At 71.4% G+C, this 25614-nt stretch carries 19 protein-coding genes; 7 read left to right on the plus strand and 12 right to left on the minus strand.

Translation table 11 applies throughout. The annotated features are described in order from the left end of the window. Positions 1-3: 3 nt before the first annotated feature. The 5 genes from ETD83_RS13865 to hflX form a co-directional block, all read right to left on the minus strand. Entirely contained in the window at positions 4-2067 is a 2064-nt protein-coding gene (locus ETD83_RS13865) for a ComEC/Rec2 family competence protein (protein WP_230420891.1), read from the minus strand. Between the two features lie 320 nt (positions 2068-2387). Then, on the minus strand, positions 2388-3086 hold the full coding sequence (locus ETD83_RS13870) for a ComEA family DNA-binding protein (RefSeq protein WP_138645526.1): 699 nt from the start codon (positions 3084-3086) through the stop codon (positions 2388-2390). 75 nt (positions 3087-3161) lie between these two features. Then, positions 3162-3995 carry a DegV family protein gene (locus ETD83_RS13875; RefSeq protein WP_138645527.1) on the minus strand — a complete coding sequence of 278 codons (834 nt, stop codon included), beginning with the start codon at positions 3993-3995 and terminating at the stop codon, positions 3162-3164. Between the two features lie 28 nt (positions 3996-4023). Further along, positions 4024-5238, minus strand: coding sequence for an imidazolonepropionase (hutI, locus tag ETD83_RS13880; protein ID WP_131967882.1), 1215 nt, complete (start codon positions 5236-5238; stop codon positions 4024-4026). A gap of 606 nt (positions 5239-5844) precedes the next feature. Then, positions 5845-7302 (minus strand): GTPase HflX, encoded by a 1458-nt coding sequence (hflX, locus tag ETD83_RS13885; RefSeq protein ID WP_138645528.1) that lies wholly within the window; start codon positions 7300-7302, stop codon positions 5845-5847. A 206-nt stretch (positions 7303-7508) separates the two neighbouring features. Here hflX and aceB point away from each other — a divergent pair, with 206 nt between their 5' ends. From aceB to ETD83_RS13910, 5 genes are all read left to right on the plus strand, one after another. Then, on the plus strand, positions 7509-9116 hold the full coding sequence (gene aceB, locus ETD83_RS13890) for a malate synthase A (protein WP_138645529.1): 1608 nt from the start codon (positions 7509-7511) through the stop codon (positions 9114-9116). A 73-nt stretch (positions 9117-9189) separates the two neighbouring features. Then, the gene (locus ETD83_RS13895) at positions 9190-10638 is read left to right on the plus strand and encodes an FAD-linked oxidase C-terminal domain-containing protein (RefSeq protein WP_138645530.1); all 1449 of its coding nucleotides are present in this window, start codon (positions 9190-9192) and stop codon (positions 10636-10638) included. Between the two features lie 65 nt (positions 10639-10703). After that, entirely contained in the window at positions 10704-11837 is a 1134-nt protein-coding gene (locus ETD83_RS13900) for an FAD-binding oxidoreductase (RefSeq protein ID WP_230420893.1), read from the plus strand. Beyond that, positions 11837-13123, plus strand: coding sequence for a (Fe-S)-binding protein (locus tag ETD83_RS13905; protein ID WP_138645532.1), 1287 nt, complete (start codon positions 11837-11839; stop codon positions 13121-13123). The genes ETD83_RS13900 and ETD83_RS13905 overlap by 1 nt, the downstream gene beginning before the upstream one ends. A 107-nt stretch (positions 13124-13230) precedes the next feature. Further along, positions 13231-13950 (plus strand): hypothetical protein, encoded by a 720-nt coding sequence (locus ETD83_RS13910; RefSeq protein ID WP_138645533.1) that lies wholly within the window; start codon positions 13231-13233, stop codon positions 13948-13950. Between the two features lie 10 nt (positions 13951-13960). On the opposite strand, the gene ETD83_RS13915 is transcribed toward ETD83_RS13910, so the two are convergent. From ETD83_RS13915 to ETD83_RS13935, 5 genes are all read right to left on the minus strand, one after another. Continuing rightward, on the minus strand, positions 13961-15496 hold the full coding sequence (locus ETD83_RS13915) for an ABC transporter family substrate-binding protein (RefSeq protein ID WP_230420894.1): 1536 nt from the start codon (positions 15494-15496) through the stop codon (positions 13961-13963). Between the two features lie 128 nt (positions 15497-15624). After that, positions 15625-17463, minus strand: coding sequence for a dipeptide ABC transporter ATP-binding protein (locus ETD83_RS13920; RefSeq protein WP_138645535.1), 1839 nt, complete (start codon positions 17461-17463; stop codon positions 15625-15627). Then, positions 17460-18275: an ABC transporter permease gene (locus tag ETD83_RS13925; protein ID WP_138645536.1), complete on the minus strand. Its 816-nt coding sequence runs from the start codon at positions 18273-18275 to the stop codon at positions 17460-17462. Before ETD83_RS13925 ends, ETD83_RS13920 begins: the two co-directional genes overlap by 4 nt. 2 nt (positions 18276-18277) lie before the next feature. Then, positions 18278-19264, minus strand: a complete 987-nt coding sequence (locus ETD83_RS13930; protein WP_138645537.1) for an ABC transporter permease — start codon at positions 19262-19264, stop codon at positions 18278-18280. 77 nt (positions 19265-19341) lie between these two features. Beyond that, the gene (locus tag ETD83_RS13935) at positions 19342-20346 is read right to left on the minus strand and encodes a hypothetical protein (RefSeq protein WP_138645538.1); all 1005 of its coding nucleotides are present in this window, start codon (positions 20344-20346) and stop codon (positions 19342-19344) included. A 102-nt stretch (positions 20347-20448) separates the two neighbouring features. Between ETD83_RS13935 and ETD83_RS13940 the strand changes: the two genes are divergently transcribed. Both ETD83_RS13940 and ETD83_RS13945 read left to right on the plus strand, forming a co-directional pair. Beyond that, positions 20449-21060: a TetR/AcrR family transcriptional regulator gene (locus ETD83_RS13940; RefSeq protein ID WP_138645539.1), complete on the plus strand. Its 612-nt coding sequence runs from the start codon at positions 20449-20451 to the stop codon at positions 21058-21060. 388 nt (positions 21061-21448) lie between these two features. After that, complete coding sequence (locus ETD83_RS13945; RefSeq protein ID WP_138645540.1) at positions 21449-23413, plus strand: sensor histidine kinase; 1965 nt, start codon at positions 21449-21451, stop codon at positions 23411-23413. Between the two features lie 335 nt (positions 23414-23748). On the opposite strand, the gene dapF is transcribed toward ETD83_RS13945, so the two are convergent. Together dapF and miaA are read right to left on the minus strand one after the other, a co-directional pair. Then, entirely contained in the window at positions 23749-24576 is an 828-nt protein-coding gene (gene dapF / locus ETD83_RS13950; RefSeq protein ID WP_138645541.1) for a diaminopimelate epimerase, read from the minus strand. Positions 24577-24661: 85 nt separating this feature from the next. Next, complete coding sequence (gene miaA, locus ETD83_RS13955; protein WP_138645550.1) at positions 24662-25552, minus strand: tRNA (adenosine(37)-N6)-dimethylallyltransferase MiaA; 891 nt, start codon at positions 25550-25552, stop codon at positions 24662-24664. Positions 25553-25614 lie beyond the last annotated feature (62 nt).

Raw genomic sequence — 25614 nt, forward strand, 5'->3', positions numbered from 1 at the left:
GGGTTAGGGGGCGCGGCTGGGGACGGTTGCTATGCCGGTTCTGGTGCGGACTATGGCTATGTCTCCCTCCTTGTCGGTGCGGTGGACCTGGGTGCGGAGATGGTGCAGGAGTCTGAGGGTCGCCGGGGACGGGTGGCCGTAGTCGTTGGGTTCGCCGACCGAGATCAGGGAGATGGAGGCGTGGGCGGCGGCCAGGAAGCGGTGGTCCTGGCTGCGGGAGCCGTGGTGAGGGACCTTCAGGACGTCGACAGGAGGGACTGCGGACTCCAGGGCGCGTTGGGCCTCGGCTTCGATGTCGCCTGCGAGGAGGGCGCTGAAGCCGGGCCTGCGGGCGACGACGACCACGCTCGCGTTGTTGATCGTGGTGCCGTCGTCCTCGGGTGCGAGGGCCGGGCCGGTGGCCGTGGGGGCGAGGACCGAGAGGGTTAGATCTCCTATGCGCCATTGCTGACCTGCTTGGGCGGATCGGGTGGGCAGGCCGTGGGTGAGGCGTGCTTCGCGGCCCGATGTGAGGGACGTCGTCAGGATCGTGTGGACGTCGCGATCGCGCCGGACACCGGACGTGCCGTTGATGTGGTCGGCGTGCGGGTGGGTCAGGATGAGCACCGGGACGTCCGTTATGTGGAGGCGTCTCAGGCATCGGTCGACTGGCGCGGGGTCGGGGCCGGTGTCCACGACGACGGCTTGGCCGGGGGCCGTGGACAGGGCGAGGGCGTCGCCTTGTCCGACGTCGCAGGCGACCATCTGCCAGCCCGGTGGAGGCCAGCCGGGGGCCGTCGCGCGCTGGACGAGGACGGCGATCAGGATGCCGGTCATGGCGGCGGCCACGATCAGGCGCATGCGGCGGCTGCGGAGGATCAGGACGGCGATCCCGGCCGCCACGATGAGGGTCGCGGCGCCGAGGCCTCCGCTTGTCCAGGGGATCGTGGCGTAGGGCAGGGCGGCGGCGGTGCGGGCGACGCGGATGATCCAGCCGACGGCCAGGCCGGCGGGCCACACGAGCAGTCGGGCGAGGGGCAGCGAGAAGGGCGCGGTGGCGGCCGCGAGGGCGCCGAGGAGGGTGGCGGGGGCGACTGCGGGAGCGGCCAGCAGGTTCGCGAACACTGACACGACGCCTACCTCTCCGGAGAGCATGACCAGGACCGGGGCCACGGCGAGCTGGGCTGCGGCCGCGACGGCGAGGGCGTCGGCCAGGGGGCCCGGCAGTCGGCGGGCCAGCCGTTCGCGCCACGGTGGCGCCAGGACGAGCAGGCCCGCGGTCGCCAGGACCGACAGCGCGAACCCGTACGAGCGGGCGAGCCCGGGGTCGATCAGGACGAGGAGGAGGACGGCGGCTGCCAGAGCGGGCATCCCTTGGCGCTGCCGCCCGGTGAAGAGCGCCAGCATGCCGATGAGGCCCATGACGGCCGCCCTGAGGACGCTCGGCTCCGGGCGGGCGACCACGATGAACGCGAGCACCGCGAGAACGGCGACGGGCGGGGCGCGACGCCGGCCGAGGCCGCCGAGCCGGCACAGTCCGAGGACGGCGCCGATAACGATCGCCAGGTTCGCGCCCGAGACGACCAGGAGGTGGCTGAGCCCGGCCGCACGGAAGCCGTCGGCCAATGCCGGGTCGAGGAGGGAGGTGTCGCCCACGACCATGCCGGGGAGGACACCTCGCTGGTCGGGCGGGAGCCGGGACGACGCGGCCCGCAGCCTCGCCCGCACGCGCTCTGCGGCGCGCTGGATCTTGGACGGTGGTCGGAGGACGGCGGGCGGCCCCCGGACGATCACCACCGCCGCGAGCAGATCGGCGCCGCGGGGCGGAACGAACCGGCCGTGGAGGCGTACCCGCTGGCTGGGGACCAGGTGAAGCCATCGGTCGTGACTCGCGATCAGCAGCACGGGAACCCGGACCTTGGCCCCCGGGATCGTCTCGACCCGCGCCCGGATGATGATCACGCGGCGGCCGTTGCCCGGTCTCGGCTGGGGGTCGCCGGTCACCACGACCTCCGCGGTGGCGGTCCGGCTGTTGCGGGCGAGGTCTCGCACCGGACCCGTGTCGACGGCCGTGGCGCGGAGTGCCACCCCCGTCGCCGATGCCGCGACGCATACCAGGACGACCCCGACCGGGCGCCGTCGTGTCGGCCATCTCCGTGGACGACTGGTCGCTGCGGAGGAGGGTCGAGCGGTTTTGGTCGAACCGCCGTGTGGATTGGCGCCTGTGGCGGGTGAGGGCGCGGGGTTGGGGCGGGTTCGTGACGGGCGGCGGTGGGTCACCAGGAGGTAGAGGGCTGCCAGGGTCGTAGCGGCGGCGAGGGCGTAGGTGAGGGACGCCGGGAGGCCGATGGTCGCGGCGGCCGTGAGCCAGGTGGCGAGCGCGGGGGCGAGCAAGCGGAGGTCGTGGGTCATACACGGACCATCGGCTTCAGGTCGGAGAAGCGGCGGGCGCCTATGCCGCTGACGTCCTGGAGTTGTTCGATCGAGCGGAATCCGCCGTGCTGGGTGCGGTAGTCGACGATCCGCTGGGCGAGGACGGGGCCGACGCCGGGGAGATCGTCCAGTTGCTCGGCGGTGGCGGTGTTGAGATCGAGAGGGGCGCCGGGCGCCGCGGAACCGCCGGGTGCAGGCGAGGACGGGGCGCCGGCAACGGGCGCGAGACCGCGGACGCCCACCGGGATCTGCTCGCCGTCCACCAGTTTCCGGGCGAGGTTGAGGGCGCCGGTCTTCGCGCCGGGGCGCACGCCGCCCGCCGCCTTGATCGCCTCGGCGACCCGGGAGCCGGACGGCAAGGCGATCACTCCGGGACGCCTGACCTTGCCGAGGACGTGCACGACCACCGGGGAGCCTGCCGCCGGGCTCGCGGACACGGCGGGCCGGACCTCCGCGATGGTGGCGCTCGGTAGCGGGCTCGCGGAAGGCTGCGGGCGCGGCCGGGCCAGCCACAGGTAGCCGGCGGCCACGACGGCGGCGATCACGCCGATGAGGACGAGGATGCGGACGTTCGACCGGTCGGGGCCCGCTCGTAAGCGGGCCGACGGCGGTGTCTCGGGAGGGGTGAGCCGGCCCATCAGGGAGTGCAGCCGGTCCCGCGTGTCGGTTCTCATGTCGACAGACGGTAAGCGGGGCGCACAGACCGGCCTGCACGCTTCGCGAATTGTGGATAACTCTGGGTCAGCGGTTCAGAGGTGGGGGGCCACGATGACGGCGAGCATGCCGGGGCCAACGTGGGCGCCGATGACCGGGCCGACCTCGCCGACGTGGACGTCCTGGACGTGCGGAATGCGTTCGCGGAGCCGGGCGGCCAGCGACTCGGCGCGGGCCCGGGCGGCGAGGTGCTGGACGCCGAGATCAACGTGCCGGTCGCCGGCCTCGACGACCGCCAGTTCCTCCAGCCGTGCCAGGGCGCGCGTGGAGGTCCGGACCTTCTCCAGCGGTTCGATACGGCCGTTCGTGATGTCGAGGAGGGGTTTCACCATGAGCGCCGAACCGAGCAGGGTGGCCGCGGCGCCGATCCGTCCACCGCGCCTCAGGTACTCCAGGTTGTCGACGTACAGGAGCGACCGGGTGAGTTCGGCCCGGCGCAGGGCGGCGTCCGCGGCTTGCTCACCCGTCCCGCCGGACCTGGCGGTGGCCGCCGCGGAGAGGACGGCGAACCCGAGGCCCATCCCGATGGTTCCGCTGTCGACGACCCTTACGGGGACGGGTGCGTCATCGGCGGCGAGCCGTGCCGCCTCTACTGTCCCGGACATGGCGGCGGACAGGTGAACGGAGACGACTTCGCCCGCGCCCGCGTCCACGGCGGCTCTGTAGGCGTCCGCGAAGCGGGCTGGAGAGGGACGGGACGTGGTGATGTTCAGCGCCTGGGCCGCCTCGCCGGTGCTGATGTCGTGTTCGTCCCGGGTGGCGCCGCCGACGGCGATCTGCAGGGGGACGACGGTCAGCGAGTACTGCTGGGCTACGCCCGGTGGAAGGTAGGCGGTCGAGTCAGTGACGACCGCGACGGCGCTGCCCATGAGGGGACGCTACCCGCGCGAGACTGCGTCAGGGCTGGACGGGCACGCCGCCGCGCCAGATCCGCAGGGCGCGGAGGCCGAACGCCCAGGCGAACGCGCCCTCGTGGTCGGCGTCCCACAGGACGATGTCCGCGAGCATGCCGGGCGCGAGGGAGCCGCGGTCGCCGACGCGGAGGGCCGCGGCACCGCCGAGGGTGGCGGCGCGCAGGGCCTCGGTGACGCTGAGGCCGAACATGGCGACGGACAGCCCGATGACGAGGGGCATGGACGTGATGCCGCACTGGCCGGGGTTGTGGTCGGTGCCGAGCGCGACGGTGACGCCGCGGTCGAGCATCTGCCGGACGGGTGCGGGCGCGCGGCTGCTGTTGAGGGCACTGCCCGGGCAGACGGTGGCGGTGACGCCGGCGTGGGCGAGGGCCTTGATGTCGTCGTCGTTGGCCTGGGTGAGCAGGTCGGCGGACGCGCAGCCGACCTCGGCGGCGACCTGCGCGGCGCCGACGCGCTCGTTGGCGCAGGCGTGCATCCTGGCCTTCAGGCCGGCGCGCTTGCCGGTGAGCAGGAGGGCGCGGGCCTCTTCGGCGGTGAAGTGGCCCTCGTCGCAGTAGACGTCGATCGAGTCGGCACCCGCCACGGCGGCGTCGCCCGCCCACAGGCGGACGGCCTCGATGTAGTCGCGGCGGCGGCCGAAGAACTCGGGCGGCAGGATGTGCGCGGCGAGGAACGTCGCGTGGATGCGCGGCATGGCCGGTTCGCCTTCGAGCGACCGCAGCATCCGGATGTCGGCGAGTTCGCCGTCGCGGGTGAGGTGGTAGCCGGTCTTGGCCTCGACGGTGGTCGTCCCGGCGAGGATCCACTGGCGGAGCCGTTCGCGGACACCGTTGCAGAGCGTCCACGGGTCGGTTCCCCGGGTGACGGTCACGGTGGAGTTGACGCCGCCGCCCGCCGCGGTGATGGCGGAATGGGACGATCCGCTGGTGCGCATGGCGAGCTCGGCCCAGCGGTTGCCCGCGTAGACCGGGTGGGAGTGCGCGTCGATGAGCCCTGGGGTGACCAGTCCGCCGCCGAGGTTCTCCACGTGGTCGACGTCGACGATGTCGTCGATGATGCCGGGGACGCGCTGCGGCAGGTCGGACGCGGGCCCCGCCCAGACGATGCGGTCGTCGTGAATGAGCACGGCCGCGTTGCTGCAGACGTCGGTGCCCGTCCAGAGCCTGCCGATGTTCGTCAACAGCCGTACGGTCATAGGGTCACCGACCTGGGTGGGGCATGGCGCGCTTCAGCGCGGAACCGGGCGCCGTGGGGCGATGGTGCGGGCCGCCTGCCCTCTTTCCCAGGGTCGGGCCTGCCGTGCGTGTGGGGCGGGCCACTTGCTCTCGATCTCGCACTGGACCTGTCATGCGTGGGCCACCTGCTCTCGATCCGAAACGCCGACTGGGTGCCGGCGACTCACCGTCGGTGGGTCGGGCGGTCGGGCGACCACCACTGGCAACGAGACCGGAGATATCGGTTTCGTCACGGTAGTGCACTGAAGGCCCGCCCGACAACCTCTGATCGCAGCGCATCGACAGCCATCACCCCGCCCCTTAGCTCTACGACCGTACGGATTTCAACCTGACCGTCAAGCCGATTGGGGAAGCTGTCACCGTTCAGCGACCAGGATGAACCCAGGGACGGCTTCCAGGCACCCTTTAACGCTTTACAAGCAGGACCGAAACCGGTTTCCGTGGTCCGGAACCCTCCCGGCCTGGGGGTCAGAACCCAAACCTCAGGCCCCGGACTTCACGGCCCCCAAACCTCAGGCTCCGGACGTCACGGCCCGGTGTCACGGCCCGGTGCGCGGCCCCAAGGGTCAGGCGGTGGGTGCCACGGTTTCGTAGCGGGACAGTTCCCCGGCGAGGTCCGCTGGCATCCTGGCGTGGAGCATGGTGCCCTCCGCCAGGTGCTCCTGCTTGAGCACCTCGCCGCGCTCGTGGACCTGCGCGACGAGGTCGCCGCGCTCGTACGGCACCACGACGTGCAGTTCGCTCTCCAGCCCGGGCAGGTCGGCCTCGATGGCCGCGCGCAGCTCCTCGATGCCGAACCCGGTGCGGGCGGACACGACGACGCTGTGCGGCTCCCGCCGCTGGAGGCGGGCGATCGCGAGCTCGTCCGCGGCGTCCGCCTTGTTGATGACGATGATCTCGGGGATCTCGTCGGCGTCGATCTCCCGCAGCACCTCGCGGACGGCGTCGATCTGCGCCTCGGGGGCCGGGTCGGAGCCGTCCACGACGTGCAGGATCAGCCCGGCGTCGGTGACCTCCTCCAGCGTCGAGCGGAACGCCTCGACGAGCTGGTGCGGCAGGTGCCGGACGAACCCGACGGTGTCGGCGAGGGTGTAGGCGCGGCCGCCGGGCGTCTCGGCGCGCCGGACGGTCGGGTCGAGGGTGGCGAACAGCGCGTCCTCCACCAGGACCCCGGCGCCGGTGAGCCGGTTGAGCAGGGACGACTTGCCCGCGTTGGTGTAGCCGGCGATGGCGACGGCGGGCACCGCGTGGCGGCGCCGCTCGCCGCGCTTGGTGTCGCGCGACTTGGACATCTCGGCGATCTGCCGGCGCAGCTTGGCCATCCGGGTGCGGATCCGCCGCCGGTCCAGCTCGATCTTGGTCTCGCCGGGCCCGCGGCCGCCGATCCCGACGCCGCCGGCGGCGCGGCCGCCGACCTGCCGGGACAGGTTGCCGCCCCAGCCGCGCAGCCGCGGCAGCAGGTAGTCGAGCTGCGCCAGCTCGACCTGCGCCTTGCCTTCGCGGCTCTTGGCGTGCTGGGCGAAGATGTCCAGGATCAGGGCGGTCCGGTCGATCACCTTGACCTGGACGGTCTCCTCCAGGTGCCGGAGCTGGCTCGGGGCCAGCTCGCCGTCGCAGATGACGGTGTCGGCGCCGGTGGCGATGACGATGTCGCGCAGCTCCGCGGCCTTGCCGGAGCCGATGTAGGTGGCCGGGTCGGGGCGGTGCCGCCGCTGGACGAGGGCCTCCAGCACCTGGGAGCCGGCCGTCTCGGCGAGGAGCGCCAGCTCGCGCAGGGAGTTCTCGGCGGCCTCGGCGGTGCCCTCCGTCCACACGCCGACGAGGACGACCCGCTCCAGCCGGAGCGCGCGGTACTCGACTTCGGTGACGTCGGTCAGTTCGGTGGACAGGCCCGCGATGCGGCGCAGTGCCCGCCGGTCGTCGAGGTCGAGCTCCCCCGTCATGGGCTCGTAGTCGGCTTCGTTCTGAGCGTCTACGTCCCGAGCTTCGAGCCCGGTCTGGTCTGCAGAGAATGGCTGAGTCATATGTCCTCTGTGCAACGCCGCCATGCGGCAGTGTCTTCCCGCCGATCGTCTCACGCACCGTCCCCCGTGGTCACGCGGTTATCCACGCCATCTGAGGCAAGTCCCTGAGACGGGCCCCGCGTTGACCCCTCTCGGCACCGCCGAGTAGCGTTCTTCACATAACAGAAGTCGAATTTCACGATACGAAAAAACGGAAGGGCAGGCAGATGGCTGGACTTGACGGCGTCGAGGTCACCGGACCCCTCGGTGATCGGTACGAGGAGATCCTGACCCCCGAGGCGCTCGGCCTGCTCGCCTCCCTGCAGCGCGCGCTCGGCGCACGGCGCGAGGAGCTGCTGGCGGCCCGCGCCGAGCGCCAGCGCGCCCTCTCCGCGGGCGGCACGCTCGACTTCCTGCCCGGGACCGCGAGCGTCCGGGAGGACGGCTCCTGGCGCGTGGCCGATCCCGCCCCCGGCCTGGAGGACCGCCGCGTCGAGATCACCGGCCCGACGGACCGGAAGATGACGATCAACGCCCTGAACTCCGGCGCCAAGGTGTGGCTGGCCGACTTCGAGGACGCCAACACCCCGCTCTGGGACAACATGATCGAAGGGCAGCTCAACCTGCGGGACGCCCTCGACCGCGCCATCGACTTCACGGACGGGCGGAGCGGCAAGTCCTACGCGCTGAAGGACGACGCCGAGCTCGCGACCATCGTCGTCCGGCCGCGCGGCTGGCACATGGAGGAGAAGCACCTCCTCGTCGACGGCAGGCCCATGTCCGGGTCGCTGTTCGACTTCGGCCTGTACTTCTTCCACTGCGCCCGCAGGCAGCTCGCCAAGGGCAAGGGCCCGTACTTCTACCTGCCGAAGATGGAGAGCCACCTTGAGGCGCGGCTCTGGAACGACGCGTTCGACCTCGCCCAGGACGCCCTGGACGTCCCGCGCGGCACGATCCGCGCGACCGTCCTGATCGAGACGATCCCGGCCGCGTTCGAGATGGAGGAGATCCTCTACGAGCTGCGCGACCACTCCGCGGGCCTGAACGCGGGCCGCTGGGACTACCTGTTCTCCGTGATCAAGAAGTTCCGGGACCGGGGCGCCGAGTTCATCCTCCCGGAGCGGAACGCGATCACGATGACCGCGCCGTTCATGCGGGCCTACACCGAGCTGCTCGTCCGGACGTGCCACAAGCGCGGCGCGCACGCGATCGGCGGGATGGCGGCGTTCATCCCGTCCCGCCGCGACGAGGAGGTCAACAAGGTCGCGCTGGAGAAGGTCCGGGCCGACAAGACCCGCGAGTCCGGCGACGGCTTCGACGGCTCCTGGGTCGCGCACCCCGACCTCGTCCCGGTCTGCCGGGAGGTGTTCGACGGCGTCCTCGGCGACAAGCCGAACCAGCGCGACCGGCTGCGCGAGGACGTGCGGGTCTCCGCCGCCGACCTGCTCAACATCAAGGCCACCCCGGGCGAGATCACCGAGGCGGGCCTGCGCAACAACATCGACGTGGCGCTGCGCTACCTCGCGACCTGGCTGGACGGCGCCGGGGCGGTGGCGATCCACAACCTGATGGAGGACGCGGCGACCGCGGAGATCTCCCGCTCGCAGGTGTGGCAGTGGATCTACAACGGCGTCGCGACCGCCGAGGGCAGGAAGATCACGAAGGAGTGGGTGGGGGAGCTGCTGGACGAGGAGCTCGCGAAGATCCGGGACGAGCTGGGGCAGGCGTACAACGAGCCCCGCTACGACCAGGCCGTGGCCCTCTTCAGGGACGTCACCCTCGCCGACGAGTACTCCGAGTTCCTCACCACCCCCGCCTACCAGCGGTTCCCTTGATCGGCGTCCCCGCCGATCCTGCGGCGGGGGCACCGATCTTGCGGCGGGCGCGGGGGCGGAGGAAGGTGGAGTGATGGAAGCGCGACTCGCGGTGCTCGCGGCACGGCTGGAGGAGCTGCTCGGGGCCGGGCGGGTGATCACCGATCCGGTGCGGCTGCGCACGTACGAGTGCGACGGGCTGACCAACCACCGGTCGACGCCCGCGGTCGTCGTGCTGCCCGACACCGCCGAGCAGATCGCCGGGATCGTCCGCGAGTGCGCGGCGGCCGGGACGCCGTACGTGGCGCGCGGGTCCGGGACGGGCCTGTCCGGCGGGGCGCTCCCCCGGGCGGACGGCGTGCTGATCGTCACGTCCCGGATGCGCCGGATCCTGGAGATCGACATTCCGGGGCAGCGGGCCGTCGTGGAGCCCGGCGTGGTCAACCTGGACGTGACGCGGGCCGTCCGGCCGCACGGGTACTACTTCGCGCCCGACCCGTCCAGCCAGCAGATCTGCTCGGTCGGCGGGAACGTGGCGGAGAACTCCGGCGGGGCGCACTGCCTGAAGTACGGGTTCACCGCGCATCACGTGCTGTCCTGCGAGGTCGTCACGCCGGACGGCGAGATCGTCGAGCTGCCTGCCGACGGGCCAGGCTACGACCTGCTCGGCGTGTTCGTCGGCGCGGAGGGCACGCTCGGCATCACCACCAAGATCACCGTGCGGCTGACGCGGCTGCCGGAGACGGTGCAGACGCTGCTGGCGGCGTTCGGGTCGATCGAGGCGGGCGGCGGCGCGGTGTCGGCGATCATCGGCGCGGGCGTCGTCCCGGCGGCGATCGAGATGATGGACGCGCTGTCGATCGAGGCGGCGGAGGCGGCGGTGCGCTGCGAGTACCCGCCGGGCGCGGGCGCGGTGCTGATCGTGGAGCTGGACGGCCCCGAGGCGGAGGTGGCGGCGCAGTTCACCGAGGTGGAGCGGCTGTGCCGGGACGCGGGCGCGTTCGAGATCCGCATCGCCGCGGACGACGAGGAGCGGGCCTTGATCTGGAAGGGCCGCAAGTCGGCGTTCGCCGCGGTCGGCCGGATCAGCCCGGCCTACATCGTCCAGGACGGCGTGATCCCCCGGACCGCCCTGCCGCAGGTGCTGGCGCAGATCGACGCGCTGTCGGCCGAGTCGGGCGTGCGGGTCGCGAACGTGTTCCACGCGGGCGACGGCAACCTGCACCCGCTGGTCCTGTTCGACGACGCCGAGCCGGGCGCGGAGGAGCGCGCCGAGGCGGTGTCGGGCGCGATCCTCGACCTGTGCATCGAGCACGGCGGTTCCATCACGGGCGAGCACGGCGTCGGCGTGGACAAGTCCCGCTACATGCCGCGCATGTTCACCGACACCGACCTGGACACGATGCAGATGGTCCGCTGCGGTTTCGACCCTGACGGGCTGTGCAACCCGGGCAAGGTGTTCCCCACGCCGCGCCTGTGCGGCGAGGTGCCGGGCGTGCGCAGGGGCGCCCACCCGTACGAGGGAAAGGCGGACCTTTTCTGATGCGGCCCCTGGACGCTCTGGCGAAGGTCTGCGGCGATGTACGGCCCGGTGAGCCTGCGGAAGGTGTGCTCGGTGTAGAGCCCGCCCTGGTCGCCGCGCCCGAGAACGTGACCGAGGCCGCCGACGTCATGCGCGTTGCCGCCGAGAACGGGCTGGCGGTCGTCCCGCGTGGTGCCGAAACCCGTCTGGACTGGGGCGCGCCCCCGGAGCGGTGCGATCTGCTCGTCGACACCCACCGGCTGGACGGTCTCATCGAACACGCCGCAGGGGACCTTGTGGCGAAGGCGGAGGCGGGTCTGCCGATGGAGCGGCTCGCCGAGAAGCTCGCAGAACGCGATCAGCGGCTCGCGCTCGACGTCCCCCTGCCGGGTTCTACTGTCGGCGGCACCATCGCTACAGGCGCGGCGGGTCCGCTTCGTTCGCTCTACGGGACGCCCCGCAGCCTGGTCATCGGGCTGACGATCGTCCGGGCGGACGGTCAGGTAGCGCGTTCCGGCGGGAAGGTCGTCAAGAACGTCGCAGGGTACGACCTTGGACGGCTCTTTTCCGGCTCGTTCGGAACCCTCGGGCTCATCGTGGACGCGACGTTCCGCCTGCACCCCGTTCCCGCGGCCACGGCCTACGTGGTCTGCGCTGTGAGCGGGCCTGAGGACGCGCATGACGCCGTCCAGACCGTCCTGCACTGCGCGGTGGCGCCGAGTGCGGTGGAGTACATCGGCCCTTCGGGAACGGTCGCGGTGCTCTTGGAAGGCGTCCCGGACGGTGTTGCCGCGCGTGCTCGGCAGACCGCGGACCTCCTCGGCGAGAACGCCGAAATCAGCGGGACCGCACCGGACGGCTGGGGACGGTACCCGGACGGCACCACGCTCATCGACATCAGCGCCCCGCCGCCCGCCCTCCGCGACCTCCTCACCCTGCTCGGCCCGGACATCGCAGTAACCTGGAGTGGCAGCGGGCACGGCCACGTGGGCCTCCCCGCAGAGTCGACGCCGGACGAGGTAGCCGACGTTCTGGGACGCCTACGGGACGCGCTGGGCCGGCACCGTGGCGGCGCCGTCGTCCGCTACACACCGGAAGAGGTGCGCGGCGAAATCGACCTGTGGGGGCCGGTTCCGGCGCTCGCGCTGATGCGGCGCGTGAAGGACCAGTTCGACCCGGACCATCGGCTGTCCCCGGGCCGCTTCGCGGGAGGTATCTGATGGGCTCCGAGGACGATCTACCAAATCTGCTCAGCGACTGCGTGCACTGCGGTTTCTGCCTGCCGACATGCCCGACGTACGTCCTGTGGGGCGAGGAGATGGACTCCCCCAGGGGCCGCATCCACCTCATGCAGCAGCACGCGGACGGAACACCGCTCAGCGGCCCGATGGTGGAGCATTTCGACCGCTGCCTGGGCTGCATGGCGTGCGTGACGTCCTGCCCGTCAGGCGTGCAGTACGACCGGCTCATCGAGATGACCCGCGCCGACGTCGAACGTGAGCACCCTCGGTCGCTGAAGGAACGTGCCATTCGGGAACTGGTCTTCCAGCTGTTCCCCTATAGGCGGCGGCTTCGCGCTCTACGCGGACCCCTGCGCGCCTACCAGAAGTCGGGGCTGGAACGGCTCGTCCGCCGTAGCGGCGTCTTGGAACGCATCTCGCCGTCCGTCGCCGCTATGGAACGGCTCGCACCGCCCCTGGGGAGGGCGCCGAAACTGCCCGAACGGGTCGCCGCACGTGGTGAGCGCCGCGCCACGGTCGGGATGCTGACCGGCTGCGTCCAGGCCGAGTTCTTCCCCGGTGTCAACGCGGCCACGGCCCGCGTCCTGGCGCTGGAGGGTTGTGACGTCGTCATCCCCCGGGACCAGGGGTGCTGCGGCGCGCTGTCCATGCACTCCGGCCGCGAGGACGAAGCCCGCGCCTTCGCGCGCCGGACGATCCAGATGTTCGAGGCCGTCGACGTCATCGTGGTGAACTCCGCGGGCTGTGGGTCGGCGATGAAGGAGTACCAGGCGCTGCTCGCCGACGATCCGGCCTGGTCGGGACGCGCGGACGCGCTGTCGGCCAAGACCCGCGACTTCGCCGAGTTCCTCGCGGCGCTGGGGCCGCGCGCGAAACGCGAACCCGTTCCGGTCACGGTCGCCTACCACGACGCCTGCCACCTGGCCCACGCGCAGGGGATCCGCAGCCAGCCGCGGGCGCTGCTCGCCGCGATCCCCGAGCTGACCGTCCGCGAGATCGCCGAACCGGAGATCTGCTGCGGCTCCGCCGGGACCTACAACCTGTTCCAGCCGGAGGCCGCCGGAGAACTCGGCGACCGCAAGGCGGTGAACGTCGACGCCACCGGAGCCGAACTACTGGTCGCCGCCAACCCCGGCTGCTCCATGCAGATCGCCACCGCGCTGCGGCGGCGCGGCGCCGGCATCGCCATCGCGCACACCGCGCAGGTGCTGGACGCCTCCCTGCGGGGGCTCGGTCGCGACGCGCTCGTCGCGCGCGATTCGTAAGCCCCTGACCTTGAACATCGCCGATCCAGGCGTCAGGTATCGTGTCTGACTGCTTGAGACAGGACGCGCTTACTGAGCCTGGCAGGCCCGAGGGAGCACGCAGAAGCATGGCCACCAGCTATCGCCCGCACCATTCGCACCGCCGGAAGAAAAACAGCAACGCGGGGAGGCTCGGGCTCGCCGGGGCCCTCGCCGGAGCCGTGGGCATCGCCGCCGTGGCCGCCGGGATCGTCATCCTCCGGCCGGACGCGGAGCCCGGCGCGGAACCGGCCAAGCCGGCGTCCGCCGGTCAGGGCGCCCCGGGCGCGCAGGGCCCGTCCGTGCCCGCGCCGAAGGCCGGTCCCCCGGTCGGCTTCACGACGCCCGAGGGCTACGGCTACAGCCTCGCCGCCGTCAAGGCGGGAACGGACGGGCAGCCGCTCGGCGCCACCGGGGCCCCGCCGTCCGGCACGACGTACGCCTACGCCGACTACGTCCTCACCAACAGCCAGCGGCGGCCGGTGCTGCTGGACTATCCGGCCGACCTGTTCCTGCCGAAGGAGCGGGTCCCGCCGTCCACGCGGGAGCGGTGCATGCCGCAACCCGGCATCCCGGACGACATGTGCACGCTCCCGAACCAGAGCAAGATCACCGCACGGGTCGGCGGGGCGAAGGCGCCCGTGGACGAGAACGGCAGCACGATGATCCCGGCGGGTGCGTCGTACGTGGTGCGGATCGCCACCGAGCTCCCGGCCGACGCCGACGTCTCCGCCGACGACCTGCGCCTGTACGTGTGGAACGCGCGGTTCACCAACGACCGCAAGGGCATCCGGCTCGCGTTCCCTTAGCCGCCTTGGCCTATCGAGGGGTCGTGAACCCGATGTCCTGGTAGGCGGGCTCGAAGAAGCCGCAGGCGCCAAGGTTGGCCAAGCCCGCGCGTGTGGCGACGAGTTGGGGACGCTGGTACAGCGGCAAGACCGACGCCTGGTGCCAGATAAGCCGGTCGGTTCTGTTCACAAGGACGTGAATTCTCGCCGGGTCGACCTCTGCGATGGCGCGATCCATGGCGGCGTCGATGGCCGCTGTACCGATGCGGGAGTAATTCTGCTGGACGCGGTCGCCATGGGGCCGGGCGAAGACCGACTCCATGGGCGACACAGGGAAGGACGTGCCCAGCCAGGAGAACGGGACGATGTCGAAGTTCCCGGGCGCGACGTACCGGTCGAACGCGTCGTCGGCGGGGACAGGAACGATGTCCACGCGGACGCCGATGCGTTCGAGCAGGGCACGGGTCAGTTCCCCTTCCCGTTTGCTGATCGGAACCCCGGACGGGACGACGAAGCGTAGGGAAAGCGTCCGTCCTGCCTTGGTCCGGTACTTGCCGTGGAGTTTCCAGCCTGTCTCGTCCAGGAGTTTTCTGGCGCGGGCCGGATCGTACGTTCCGAGGTCCCCGGAGTTGTCCTGGTAGCCGTCCTGGGTGTTGACGTAGAAATGGTTGCCGAGTGTCTGGACGGGCACGTCGAGGCCGGACAAATCAGCCCTCGCGATGGTGTGCCGGTCGATGCCGAGCATGACGGCACGCCGCACCCGCACGTCGGACAGGACGGGGCCTGCTGCGTTCAGCGTGAAGTGCCGCCAGTCCGGACCGCCCGCTCGGCGTACTGCGGCCCCGGGAACGTCTTGGACGCGTTTCAGGGCGCCCGCGTCAAGACCGATGTCCATCAGGTCGATCTCGTCGTTGGCGAACGCGCCGGGCATCGCGCTGGTGTCCATGGCGCGATAGACGATCCGGTCGAGTTTCGCTGGCGCGCCCCACCAGGCGGGGTCGCGGACGATGGTGATGGTCTTGGCCGTCCGGTCGATCCCCTGGAATTTGAACGGTCCGGACGTGACGGGCAGGCGATTCATCCAGCCGGTGTTGAACGCGCGTGGGGTGGAGTAGGCGGTGGCCGGGTAAAGCGGGCTGAACAGGCTGCGCCAGTCGGCGTACATACCGTCGAAGGTGACTTTTATTGCGTGTTCGTCTGCGCCTTGGTCGATGCGCTTGATCCGGCGGTAGCCGGTGACGGTGGAGACCTCGTATCGCCTGTCACGTCCAGAGAGCGCGTGTGCCTGCGCTACGAAATCGGCGCGTCCGATGGGACGGCCGTCCGACCACTTGGCCTTTGGATTGAGGCGGTAGGTGACGATCTGGCCGTGCTTCGTGCGCTTCAACGTCGCCGACCGCAGATACTCGGGGACGGGACGCGGGACGGCCTTCTCGTCGGCCCGCATCAGATAAGGCAGGACGCCCTGGACGACGTGCTCGACCGCTCCTTTGGTGCCGGTGACGTGGTTGAAGTTCCATTGGGACGGAAACTCCGGCAGTGGCCAGCGCAGGGTCCCACCGTCCACGACACGGTCACGCGGGGTCGGATTGACGTCGGACGCTGTGAGCCGTCCAGACGCCGCATGGGTGAACGGCTCTCCCGGGCCGCTGCATCCACCCACGGCCATCAACATGACGCCCACGAGCATGCGTTTCATAGTCCGGCCTTAGCTTCGACAAGGGGATGGTGGCAGGCGGCCGACTGATCGGCGTCGTCCCCAGGCCGTAGTGGGCGAGACGGCGGTTCGTGTTCCTCGCAGAGACGTCCGTCGACGGCGGTGAGCGTGGCGTAGCGCGGGCAACGGGAACGGAATCGGCATCCTGCGGGCGGAGACGCCGGGTCGGGTGTCTCTCCATGCAAAAGGACGCGTGGACGGCGCCGCTCCAGGACCGGATCTGGAAACGGGACCGCATCCAGCAGCGCGCGTGTGTACGGATGGGCAGGGACGCCGTACACCTCGCTCACCGAACCGATCTCCATGATGCGGCCCATGTACATGACGGCGACCCGATCCGCGATTAGGTGAACGACGGCCAAGTCATGAGCGACGAACAGATAAGCCAGGCCGAGCCGTTCGCGCAGTTCCTCCAGCAGGGTTATGACATCGCCCTGGACGGTGACGTCCAGGGCCGCTACAGGCTCGTCCAGGAGCAGTAGACGCGGCTCCAAGGCCAAGGCTCTGGCGATGCCAACGCGCTGTGCCTCCCCGCCTGACAGGCCATGCGGGAACCGCCGGGCATGCTCTGGCCCCAACCCCACCAACTCCAGAAGCTCTTCGACGCGGCCACCGACCCTGGACGGCGGCACACGATGCGTGATCAGGGGTTCGGCGAGGATGGAGGCCACACGCATGCGCGGGTCAAGGGACGCGTACGGGTCCTGGAACACGACCTGGACGTCGCGGCGCAAAGCCCTACGGTGCGTGGCGCGCAACGCCGCCGTGTCGTGCCCGAGGACGGCAATGCGCCCCTGCTGCGGACGCGAAAGCCGCAGGATCTCCATCAGCGTCGTTGTCTTGCCGCACCCCGATTCGCCCACCAGCGCTAGGGTCTCGCCTTCCCGGACGTCGAAGCCGATACCGTCCACGGCTCGAACCGTCCCGGCCCGGCGGCGGAGCAACGGCCCCTTGTAGACCGGATGGTGACGGACGAGGCCCTCCACCTCCAGCACCACCGGCCGCCTAGAACGCTCGACCACCGCCCCAGTGGCGGACGACGACTCTCCTATACGCGGAACCGACCGGAGTAACGCGGCGGTGTGCGGCGTGACCGGCCGCCGGTAGATCTGCTCTACCGGCCCTTGCTCCACGGCACGTCCCGCATGCATCACCATCACCCGGTCGGCGAATCCGGCGACGACGCCCATGTCATGGCTGATCAGCACGACCGCCGCACCGGTGGCCTCCTTGGCGGCCCGCAGCACGTCCAGGACCTGCGCCTGGACGGTCACGTCCAGCGCGGTCGTCGGCTCGTCCGCGATCAGCAGGCCGGGCTCGTTGGCGATCGCCATGGCGATCATCACGCGCTGACGCATCCCGCCGGAGAGCTCATGCGGGTACGCGCGGGCCCGCCGAGCCGCGCCCGGAATGCCGACCGAGCCGAGCAGCTCGACGGCCCGCGCTCGCGCCGCCGCCCGCGTGGCCCCCGAGTGGATCATGACGGTCTCGGCGATCTGGTCACCGACCGTGCGGACGGGCGTGAGCGCCGACAACGCGTCCTGGAAGATCATCGACAGGTCGTTGCCGCGCAGCCGGGAGAGTTCGGCGTCGGACCTCCCGAGCAGTTCCCCGGCGCGCAGCCGCACCGAGCCCGCCACGCGGGCGCCTTCAGGCAGGAGCCCCATCAGCGCGAGCGCCAGGGCCGTCTTCCCCGAGCCCGATTCGCCGACGATTCCGAGCGCCTCGCCCGAACCGACCGTGAAGCTCACGTCCCGCACGGCGTGCACGTCCGGCGCGTAGCGAACCGTCAGATCCGTGACCCGCAGGACGTTCAACGAGCACCTCCCGAGGTGGGATCGAGGACATCGCGCAGACCGTCGCCCAGCAGACTCACCGCCAGCACGATGAGGACGAGCAGCCCGGCGGCGAAACCGAACGGCCACGGACTCGCGGCCGCGGCGCCGTGCCCGTCCGCGATCAGCGTGCCGAGCGACACGTCCGGCGGGCGGACCCCGAGCCCCAGATACGACAGCCCGCTCTCCGCGACGATCGCGACACTGACGTTGAGGCTCGCGTCCACGACCAGCAGCGACGCGAGCTGCGGCAGGACGTGCCGGACGATCACGCGCGGCGCGCCCACGCCGAGGAACCGGGCCGCCAGCACGTACTCGCGGTCGCGCAGCGAGGCGCTCAGGGCGCGCACCATCCGCGCCGTGATCATCCACATGAACGCGGCGAGCAGCGGCACGAGCAGGGGCGCGCCCCCGTCCAGGCGAGGGGCCAGCAGGACGACGACCAGGAAGGGCGGCAGGACGATCAGCAGGTCGACGCCCCACATGAGGGTCCGGTCGAGGCGTCCGCCCGCGTATCCGGCGACGGTCCCGACGGCGGCGGCGATCCCGGTCGAGATCACGGCGACGGCGAGGCCGATGAGCAGCGACGTCCGCGCTCCGCGCAGGGTGACGGCGAAGACGTCGCGGCCGCTCTCCGTCGTGCCGAGCCAGTGCTCCGCGGACGGCCCCGCGCGGAAGGCCGCGAAGTCCGTGCCGTCCCAGCTCCACGGCGACACGACCGGCCCGGCGAACACCAGCGCGAACACCAGCGCCAGCAGGACGAGCCCGGCGACGGCCCGCCGGCTCCGCGTCACGATCACTCCGCCGCCCGGACGCGCGGGTCGAGGACGCCCTGCAGAACGTCCGAGATCAGCCCGGCCAGGACGACCCCGCACACCGCGACGCAGACGATCGCCGCGACCACGTTGACGTCGCCGCGCGCGACGGAGTCGACGAGCCACTCCCCGGCGCCGTGCCAGCCGAAGATCTTCTCGGTGTGGATGCCGCCGAGGAGCAGCAGGCCGAAAGCGTAGACGAAATACGTCGTCACCGGCGTCAGGGCCACGCGCAGCCCGTGCCGCAGGAGCGCGCTACGCCGTCGTAGTCCCTTGGCCCGTGCGGTCCGCACGAAGTCGGCGTGCAGAACGTCCAGCATCATGGCGCGCTGGTAGCGGCAGTAGAGGCCAAGCTGTGTGAGCGCGATCGTGACCGTCGGCAGCAGCAGATGCCTAGCCCGGTCAGCGAGCCCGCCAATCACCCCATCCGACGCACCAGGCGTGGCCTCCCCGACCCACACAAAGGCCTGCACGCCCATAGCGCGGTTCGCTCTGCTGGCAGCGATCTGCAGTAACACCGCCAGGACGAACACCGGCACGGCCAAGAGCAGATACGAACCGAGACTGATGAGCCTGTCTGCCGTCCGTCCGCGCCGAACTGCCGCGTAAGCGCCGAGAAGGACGCCTAAGACGCTCCCTAGGACAGCGCCCAGGAACAGCAGCCGAAAACTCACCCCGAGCCGTCGCCACAACTCGGCGTTGACCGCTTCGCCGTCCGACGTATGGCCGAAGTCGCCATGGACGACGCCCTCCGCCCAGACCAGGTACCGGTCGGCCAGGGGCGTCCGGTCATTCAGATTGAGGGCGGTGAGCCGGGCGTCGACCACGGCCTCGGGCGGACGGGGCGCCCTCCCCTCGAAGCCGGCGCGCGGATCCAGCGCAGCGGCGGCGAGCGCGTAGGCGAGGCTCGCGGCCAGCACGGCAAGGACCAGCCGGCTCGCGAGCCGACCCAGCAGGAACGCCGCCATCTCTTCCCTTCGGACCACCCAGAAGAATCACAGAATGCTACTGAGCGATCACACACTGCGCGGGAAAACGGCAGATGTCAGGCGATGGCGGGTTCGCGTTCCGGAGCGGCCTCGTCGCGGACGCGCCCGCGCAGCCCGCCGATCGTCAGGAGACCGAACCCCGCGGCGGCCCACGCGACCAGGACGGCCACCGGCCCGGCGGCGCCCGCGCCGTCGAAGAACGCCGTCGAGCGCAGCAGCGTCACCGCGGCGCCCGGTGGAAGGAGCTGGCCGATCTCGCCCCACGGCTGCGGCAGCAGCTCCGGCGCCGAGGTTGCGGCCGACAGCGGGTTGCCGACCAGCAGCAGCGCGAGCCCGCCGAGACCGAACCCGGCCCGTCCGACGGCGGCGGCCAGGCCCACGACCGTGCCGGTCACGGCCAGGATGGTCAGCGACATCACGCCGGCGACCGCCAGATAGGAACCGGGCAGCAGGGACAGCCAGCCCTGCGCGATCCCCGCCACACCGAGACCGCGCAGCACCGCGAACACGACGACTCCGGCGGCGCGCCAGGCGGCCTGGCGGATCGCGAAGGTCAGCAGCACCGCCGCGGCGAGGCCGGACATGATCAGCGGCAGCGCGAGCGCGCCGAACCCGGCGCCGCGCGGGTCATCGGAGTCGGCGCCGACCACGTCCTCCACGACCGACGCCGACGCGCTGCCAGGCGACACGGACGCACCACCGGGCTGGGTGAGGACTTGGGCCAGGGCGGTGAGTTGCTGGGCGAGGACCGGTGAGGCGGCGGACGCGGTGAGCACCTTCGGGCCGGACGGCGTCGTGACGACGGCGCCGTACGCCTCCCGGTCGGTGAGCGCCGCGCGGGCGGCGGCCTCGTCCCGTTCCGTCCGGACGTCGAACGCGCCGGGCCGTTCGCGGTCCAGCCGTTCCGCGACGGCGGCGGCCTGCGGACCGGCCACGACGATCGGGACGTCGCGCGGCGCCACCCGGGCGGCCGGCCACGAGAACGCGATGACCATGACGAGCTGGAGGAGCGCGGCGGCGACGGCGACGCCGAAGGTGCGCGCTACGAGGGAGGACCACATGGACGCCTCCAAAAAACGAATGTCCGTTCTCTTTACTTCCGCCAGCGTCGCATTCAGCGTCGGAGCTTGTCAAGAAACGAACGTTCGTTTTAGATTGTGCCCATGCCGCGAGTCAGCGAGGAGCACCTGGAGCGCCGCCGCCGCCAGATCCTGGACGCCGCCCGCGTCTGCTTCATCCGCAAGGGCATCCACGCGACGTCCATGCAGGACATCTTCGCCGAGTCGGGGCTCTCGGCCGGCGCCGTCTACCGCTACTACAAGAGCAAGAACGAGATCATCGAGGCCAACATCTCGGCGGTCGTCGGCGACCTCAACGCGTTCTTCCGCCGGCTCGTGGACAGCGACCCGCTGCTCCCCGTGGACGAGGTGATCGAGCGGTTCGCGTCCAAGGTCGTCAGCCTGTCCGGTCCTGACGGGCCGCTCCGCCTCGCCCCCGCCGCCTGGGCACTCTCCATGCACGACCCGGAGATCGCCGCGTACATGGCCGGCAACATACGCGCCATCCGCGAGACGTGGGCGCACTACCTGCGCCGTCTGGTCGACGCCGGAGCGCTCCCGCCCGGCACCGATGTCGTCGCCGCGGCCAAGACCCTGTTCGCGATCCTGCCCGGTTTCGTCCTGCAGCGGCTCCTCCTCGGGGACGTCTCGCCCGAGGAACTGCGGCGCGGCATCAAGGCGCTCAGCCGCGACGGCTTGTTGACTCTGCCGGCCTGACCCGAGGCGAACGCGACCCAAGGCTCCCCTTGGGCACCCTAATACCGTGTTTTCGGTCGCCCGGATACCCTCATCCTGAGACGGGCGCCGACCGCGATCGGAACCCGCCCCGACGATGGCTCAGAGCCGCCGCCTGCACCGCACCTGGCGGGAAGCCGCCGAACAGGCCGGCGAGGGACGACCGGAACCTCCGACCGGACTACTCTGACCTGCGCCTTCCGTTCTCACCGCCGGATTCCGCGGTTACCATCACGGCACGCGCCCAGTGCACCGCGACGGCCGCGGTCCCGGCCGACCCGACTTCGGTGTCCTGAGGCGGACGCCACGACGACTGCAGGACAGGGAGCAGGAGTTTTAACATTCCATTACTTTTGGCCCCGAGGAGCACATGGTGGAGACGGCAGAACACGACCGCGTAGCGGGCCGTGTCGCGTTGCCGCTCGCGCTCGGGGCCGTGCTCATCGTCGCCGCGTCCCTCTACATCGGCACCCGGTTGCCCGAGGGCCGGCGGATGGTCTGGTGGCATCCGGAGATCCTCGTCGCGCTGGCCTGGACGCCGGTCGGCGCGGTCCTGCTGCGGCACGGGCGCGGGCTGACGGTCGCCTGGCTCATGCTGGGCTCCGGCTTCAGCGCCGCCCTGTACGTCCTGTCACTCAATCTGGGCCCGTGGTTCGAGCTCCACGACTGGACCGGAACCGGCTTCGTCCAATGGCTCGCCACGTGGCTCTGGGCCATTGACACCTACGCCCTTACGCTCGTCCTGCCACTGATCTTCCCGGACGGGCGGCTCGTCTCGCGCTGGTTCCGGCCCGTGCTCGTCCTCGCCTGCCTCGTCCCGGTCATCGTGTGCGTCCACCTGACGATCGACCCGGACGTGCGCCGCTGGCACAACGGCGTCTCGGTGTACCCGTTCGACACGATCCCGGTGGCCATCGCCGTGGTCATCGTCGCCACGCTCGCCGCGGCGCTGTTCTCGCTGGCGGTGCGGTTCGTCCAGGCCCCGCCGGACGTGCGGCGGCAGATCGGCTGGGTGGTGTACCCGGGGCTGATCGCCGAGGGGATCATCTACGCCGGCGAGAACGGCCCGATCGGCGACCCGCTGCGCAACCTCACGATCGTCGCCGTCCCGATCTGCATCGCCATCGCGATCAGCCGGTACCGCCTCTACGATATCGATCTCGTGGTCAGCCGGACGCTGGTGTACGCGGGGCTCGTCGTCGTGATCACCGGCGTCTACTTCGCGCTCGTCGGCGCGGCGAGCCTGCTCGCGCACGGCGAGGGCACCATCGCCGGGCTCGCCGGCGCGATCGTCGCGGGCGCCTTCTTCGAGCCCGTCCGGCGACGCCTGCAGCGCACGGTGGACGGGGTCATCCACGGCGAGCGCGACCCGTACCGCATCGCCGACCGGCTCAACCGGCGGCTGCAGACCGCCGCGGACGCGCCCGCCGCGCTCGCCGTCGCCGCCGAGGTGGCGCGCTCGGCCCTGCACGCCACCGGCGTCACGATCGAGGTCCTGGACCGCGACGGCCGGACGATCTCCGCCGAGGACGGGGTGCTCGGTGACCGGCCGCAGCTCATCCCGCTCGTCTGGCACGGGGAGCCGGTGGGCCGGCTGCTGTTCGGCGTCACCCGCACGCCGGACGCCCGCCTGTCCGGCGTCCTGGCCCGCAACCTCGCCGAGCTGGCGAACGCGGCGCGGCTGGCCGCGGACGTCCAGCGGTCCAGGGAGCGCATCCTGCGCACGCGCGAGGAGGAGCGGCGGCGGCTGCGCCGCGACCTGCACGACGGGCTCGGCCCGACGCTGGCGAGCCTCGCGATGACGGTCGACGCCGCGCGCATCACGCTGAAGACCGACCCGGAGGCGGTCGACGCGCTGCTGGAGAACCTGCGCGCGACGATGGGCCGCACCATCGGCGACATCCGCGACCTCGTGTACGGGCTGCGTCCGCCCGCGCTGGACGACCTGGGGCTGGAGGGCGCGATCCAGGCACTCGGCGGCGTCGTCGCGACCGGCGACGGCCCGAAGGTGGACGTCCGGGTGGACGGCGACCTGAAGGGCCTGCCCGCCGCCGCCGAGGTCGCCGCCTACCGGATCGTGCAGGAGGCGCTCACCAACGTGCACCGGCACGCGAAGGCGGGGTCCGCGGTGGTGCGGCTGCATCTCAACGGCGATCTGCACGTCACCGTCGACGACGACGGCGTGGGGTTGCCTTCACAGGTGCGTTCCGGGATCGGGATGTCGTCCATGCGGGAACGTGCGGCGGAACTCGGTGGATCGTGCAGCGTCAGCCCCGGCCCCCAGGGCGGGACGCTCGTCCGCGCCAGGCTTCCCGTCAACGGCGCACATCCGTAGTACATCGACACCCGTAGTACATCGACACCGCTACGGATTCAGATGCTTCTGCGGAACCGCCACCACTGCCGCGACCGCTGAGAGTGCCCACCCCGGTGGGCTGAAAGTGTCACCCGGTGGGAGGGCCGGTGACCGCCCCCCGCCAAGAAGGTCGCCACCGGCCCTCGGGCTCCGTACGGCACCGGGGCTCCCATCCCAGTCCGTACGGGCCATTCACCAGAGGGTGTGCAAGAAAGAAGTTATGCGGCGGAAGGTCCCGTTGGTGAGGGACAGTTGTCCCGATCGAGCCGGGACGGCACCGGATTGCGTTCACCCCTGGTCGGAAGGGGATTCCGTCAGAGCCAGCCGGGCCATGCCTCGCCCTCGGCGACCAGGACCGCCGGACCCGTGAGGCGGGCGGCCTGTCCGTCGAGGGCGACGCTGACCCGTCCACCGGGAACGTCCACCGTCCAGTCAGACGTCTCGGCCCCGCCGATCGTTCCCGCAGCGGCGGCGGCGGTCGCGGCGACCGCGACCGTCCCGGTCCCGCAGGAGCGGGTCTCGCCGGAGCCGCGCTCGTACACCCGCATCTCCACGTGCCGCTCCCCGACGAAGCGGAAGAACTCGACGTTCACCCCGTCCGGGAAGACGGCGGGGTCGAAGCCGGGGGCGCGCGACAGGTCCAGCGCCGTGACCGGGGCGTCGACGCGGCACGCCAGGTGCGGGTTCCCCACGGAGACTCGCTCGCCCTGGAAGACCGTTCCGGCCAGGGACGCCTCACCGGGGCCGAGGAGCCGGGCCGGGCCCATCTCCACGGTCACGTCACCGGACGCCCCGAGCGTCACCCGCCGCAGCCCCGCCCGGGTCGCCACGTCCCATTCGCCGGGCGCGGCGAGGCCGGCGTCGACCAGGTAGCGGGCGAAGACGCGCAGGCCGTTGCCGCACATCTCGGCCAGGCTGCCGTCAGCGTTGCGATAGTCCATGAACCACTCGGCGTCCGCGTCGGACTCCACCCCGGGGCCCGCCGCCTTCGTCCGGACGACCCGCAGGACGCCGTCCGCGCCGATCCCGGCGCGGCGGTCGCACAATCGCGCCACGGCGTACGGGGTGAGGTCGAGGACGCCATCTGGATCGGGCAGGATCACGAAATCGTTCTCGGTGCCATGCCCCTTGACGAACCGCATCCTTCGAGCATATTGCCCGCGCCGACGCGCAATGACCGGGGCGTCACCTTGCGGGAGGCGCCTCACCCGAACCTGAAGGTGCCCCTCAGCCGACCAGGGCGAGCGCGCGATCGACCAGGTCGGACGCGTCGTAGGGAAGCCACTGGACGCGCGGGTCGCGGCGGAACCACGAATCCTGCCGACGGGCGAAACGCCGCGTCGTCCGGACGGTCTCCTCCCGTGCCTGCTCCTGCGTCCACTCCCCCGCCAGGAACCTGAGCACCTGCGCGTACCCGAGGGCGCGTCCCGCTGTGAGGCCGTCCCGCAGTCCGCGCTTCTCCAGTTCCCGCACCTCGTCGACCAGCCCCGCGTCCCACATCCGTTGCACCCGCAGAGCGATGCGCTCGTCCAGCTCGTCCCGGGGAACGCTCAGCCCGATCTGGACGACCGAGTCGTAGCGGTACCGGTGCTCGGGAAGGGTCGCGCTGAACGGGCGGCCGGAGATCTCGACCACCTCCAGCGCCCGGACGATGCGGCGCCCGTTGCTCGGCAGGATCGCCTCCGCCGCGGCCGGGTCGAGCCCGCGCAGCCGGTCGTGCAGCGCGCCCGGCCCCGCCTCGGCCAGTTCGCGCTCCAGGCGCGCCCGGACGGCCGGGTCCGTCCCCGGGAACTCCAGCCGGTCGAGCGCGGCCCGCACGTAGAGGCCGGACCCGCCGACGAGCACGGGCCGCCGCCCCCGCTCCCGGATTCCGGCGATCGCGTCCGCGCTGAGCCGCTGGTACTCGGCGACGCTCGCGGTCACGGTGACGTCCCAGACGTCCAGCAGGTGGTGGGGGACGCCGCGCATCTCGTCCGGGGAGAGTTTGGCCGTGCCGATGTCCATGCCGCGGTAGAGCTGCATCGAGTCGGCGTTGATCGCCTCCCCGCCGAGGCTCAGGGCCAGCTCCACGGCGAGGTCGGACTTGCCGGCGGCCGTCGCGCCCACGACGGCGATCACATCTGGTGAGGTCACAGGCTTAATTGTGGCAACAGAACGGGTATAGCCGGGTTGTACGGGTG

Origin of the sequence: Actinomadura soli, from assembly GCF_005889715.1 — a bacterium.
GTDB classification, from domain to species: Bacteria; Actinomycetota; Actinomycetes; order Streptosporangiales; family Streptosporangiaceae; genus Spirillospora; species Spirillospora soli.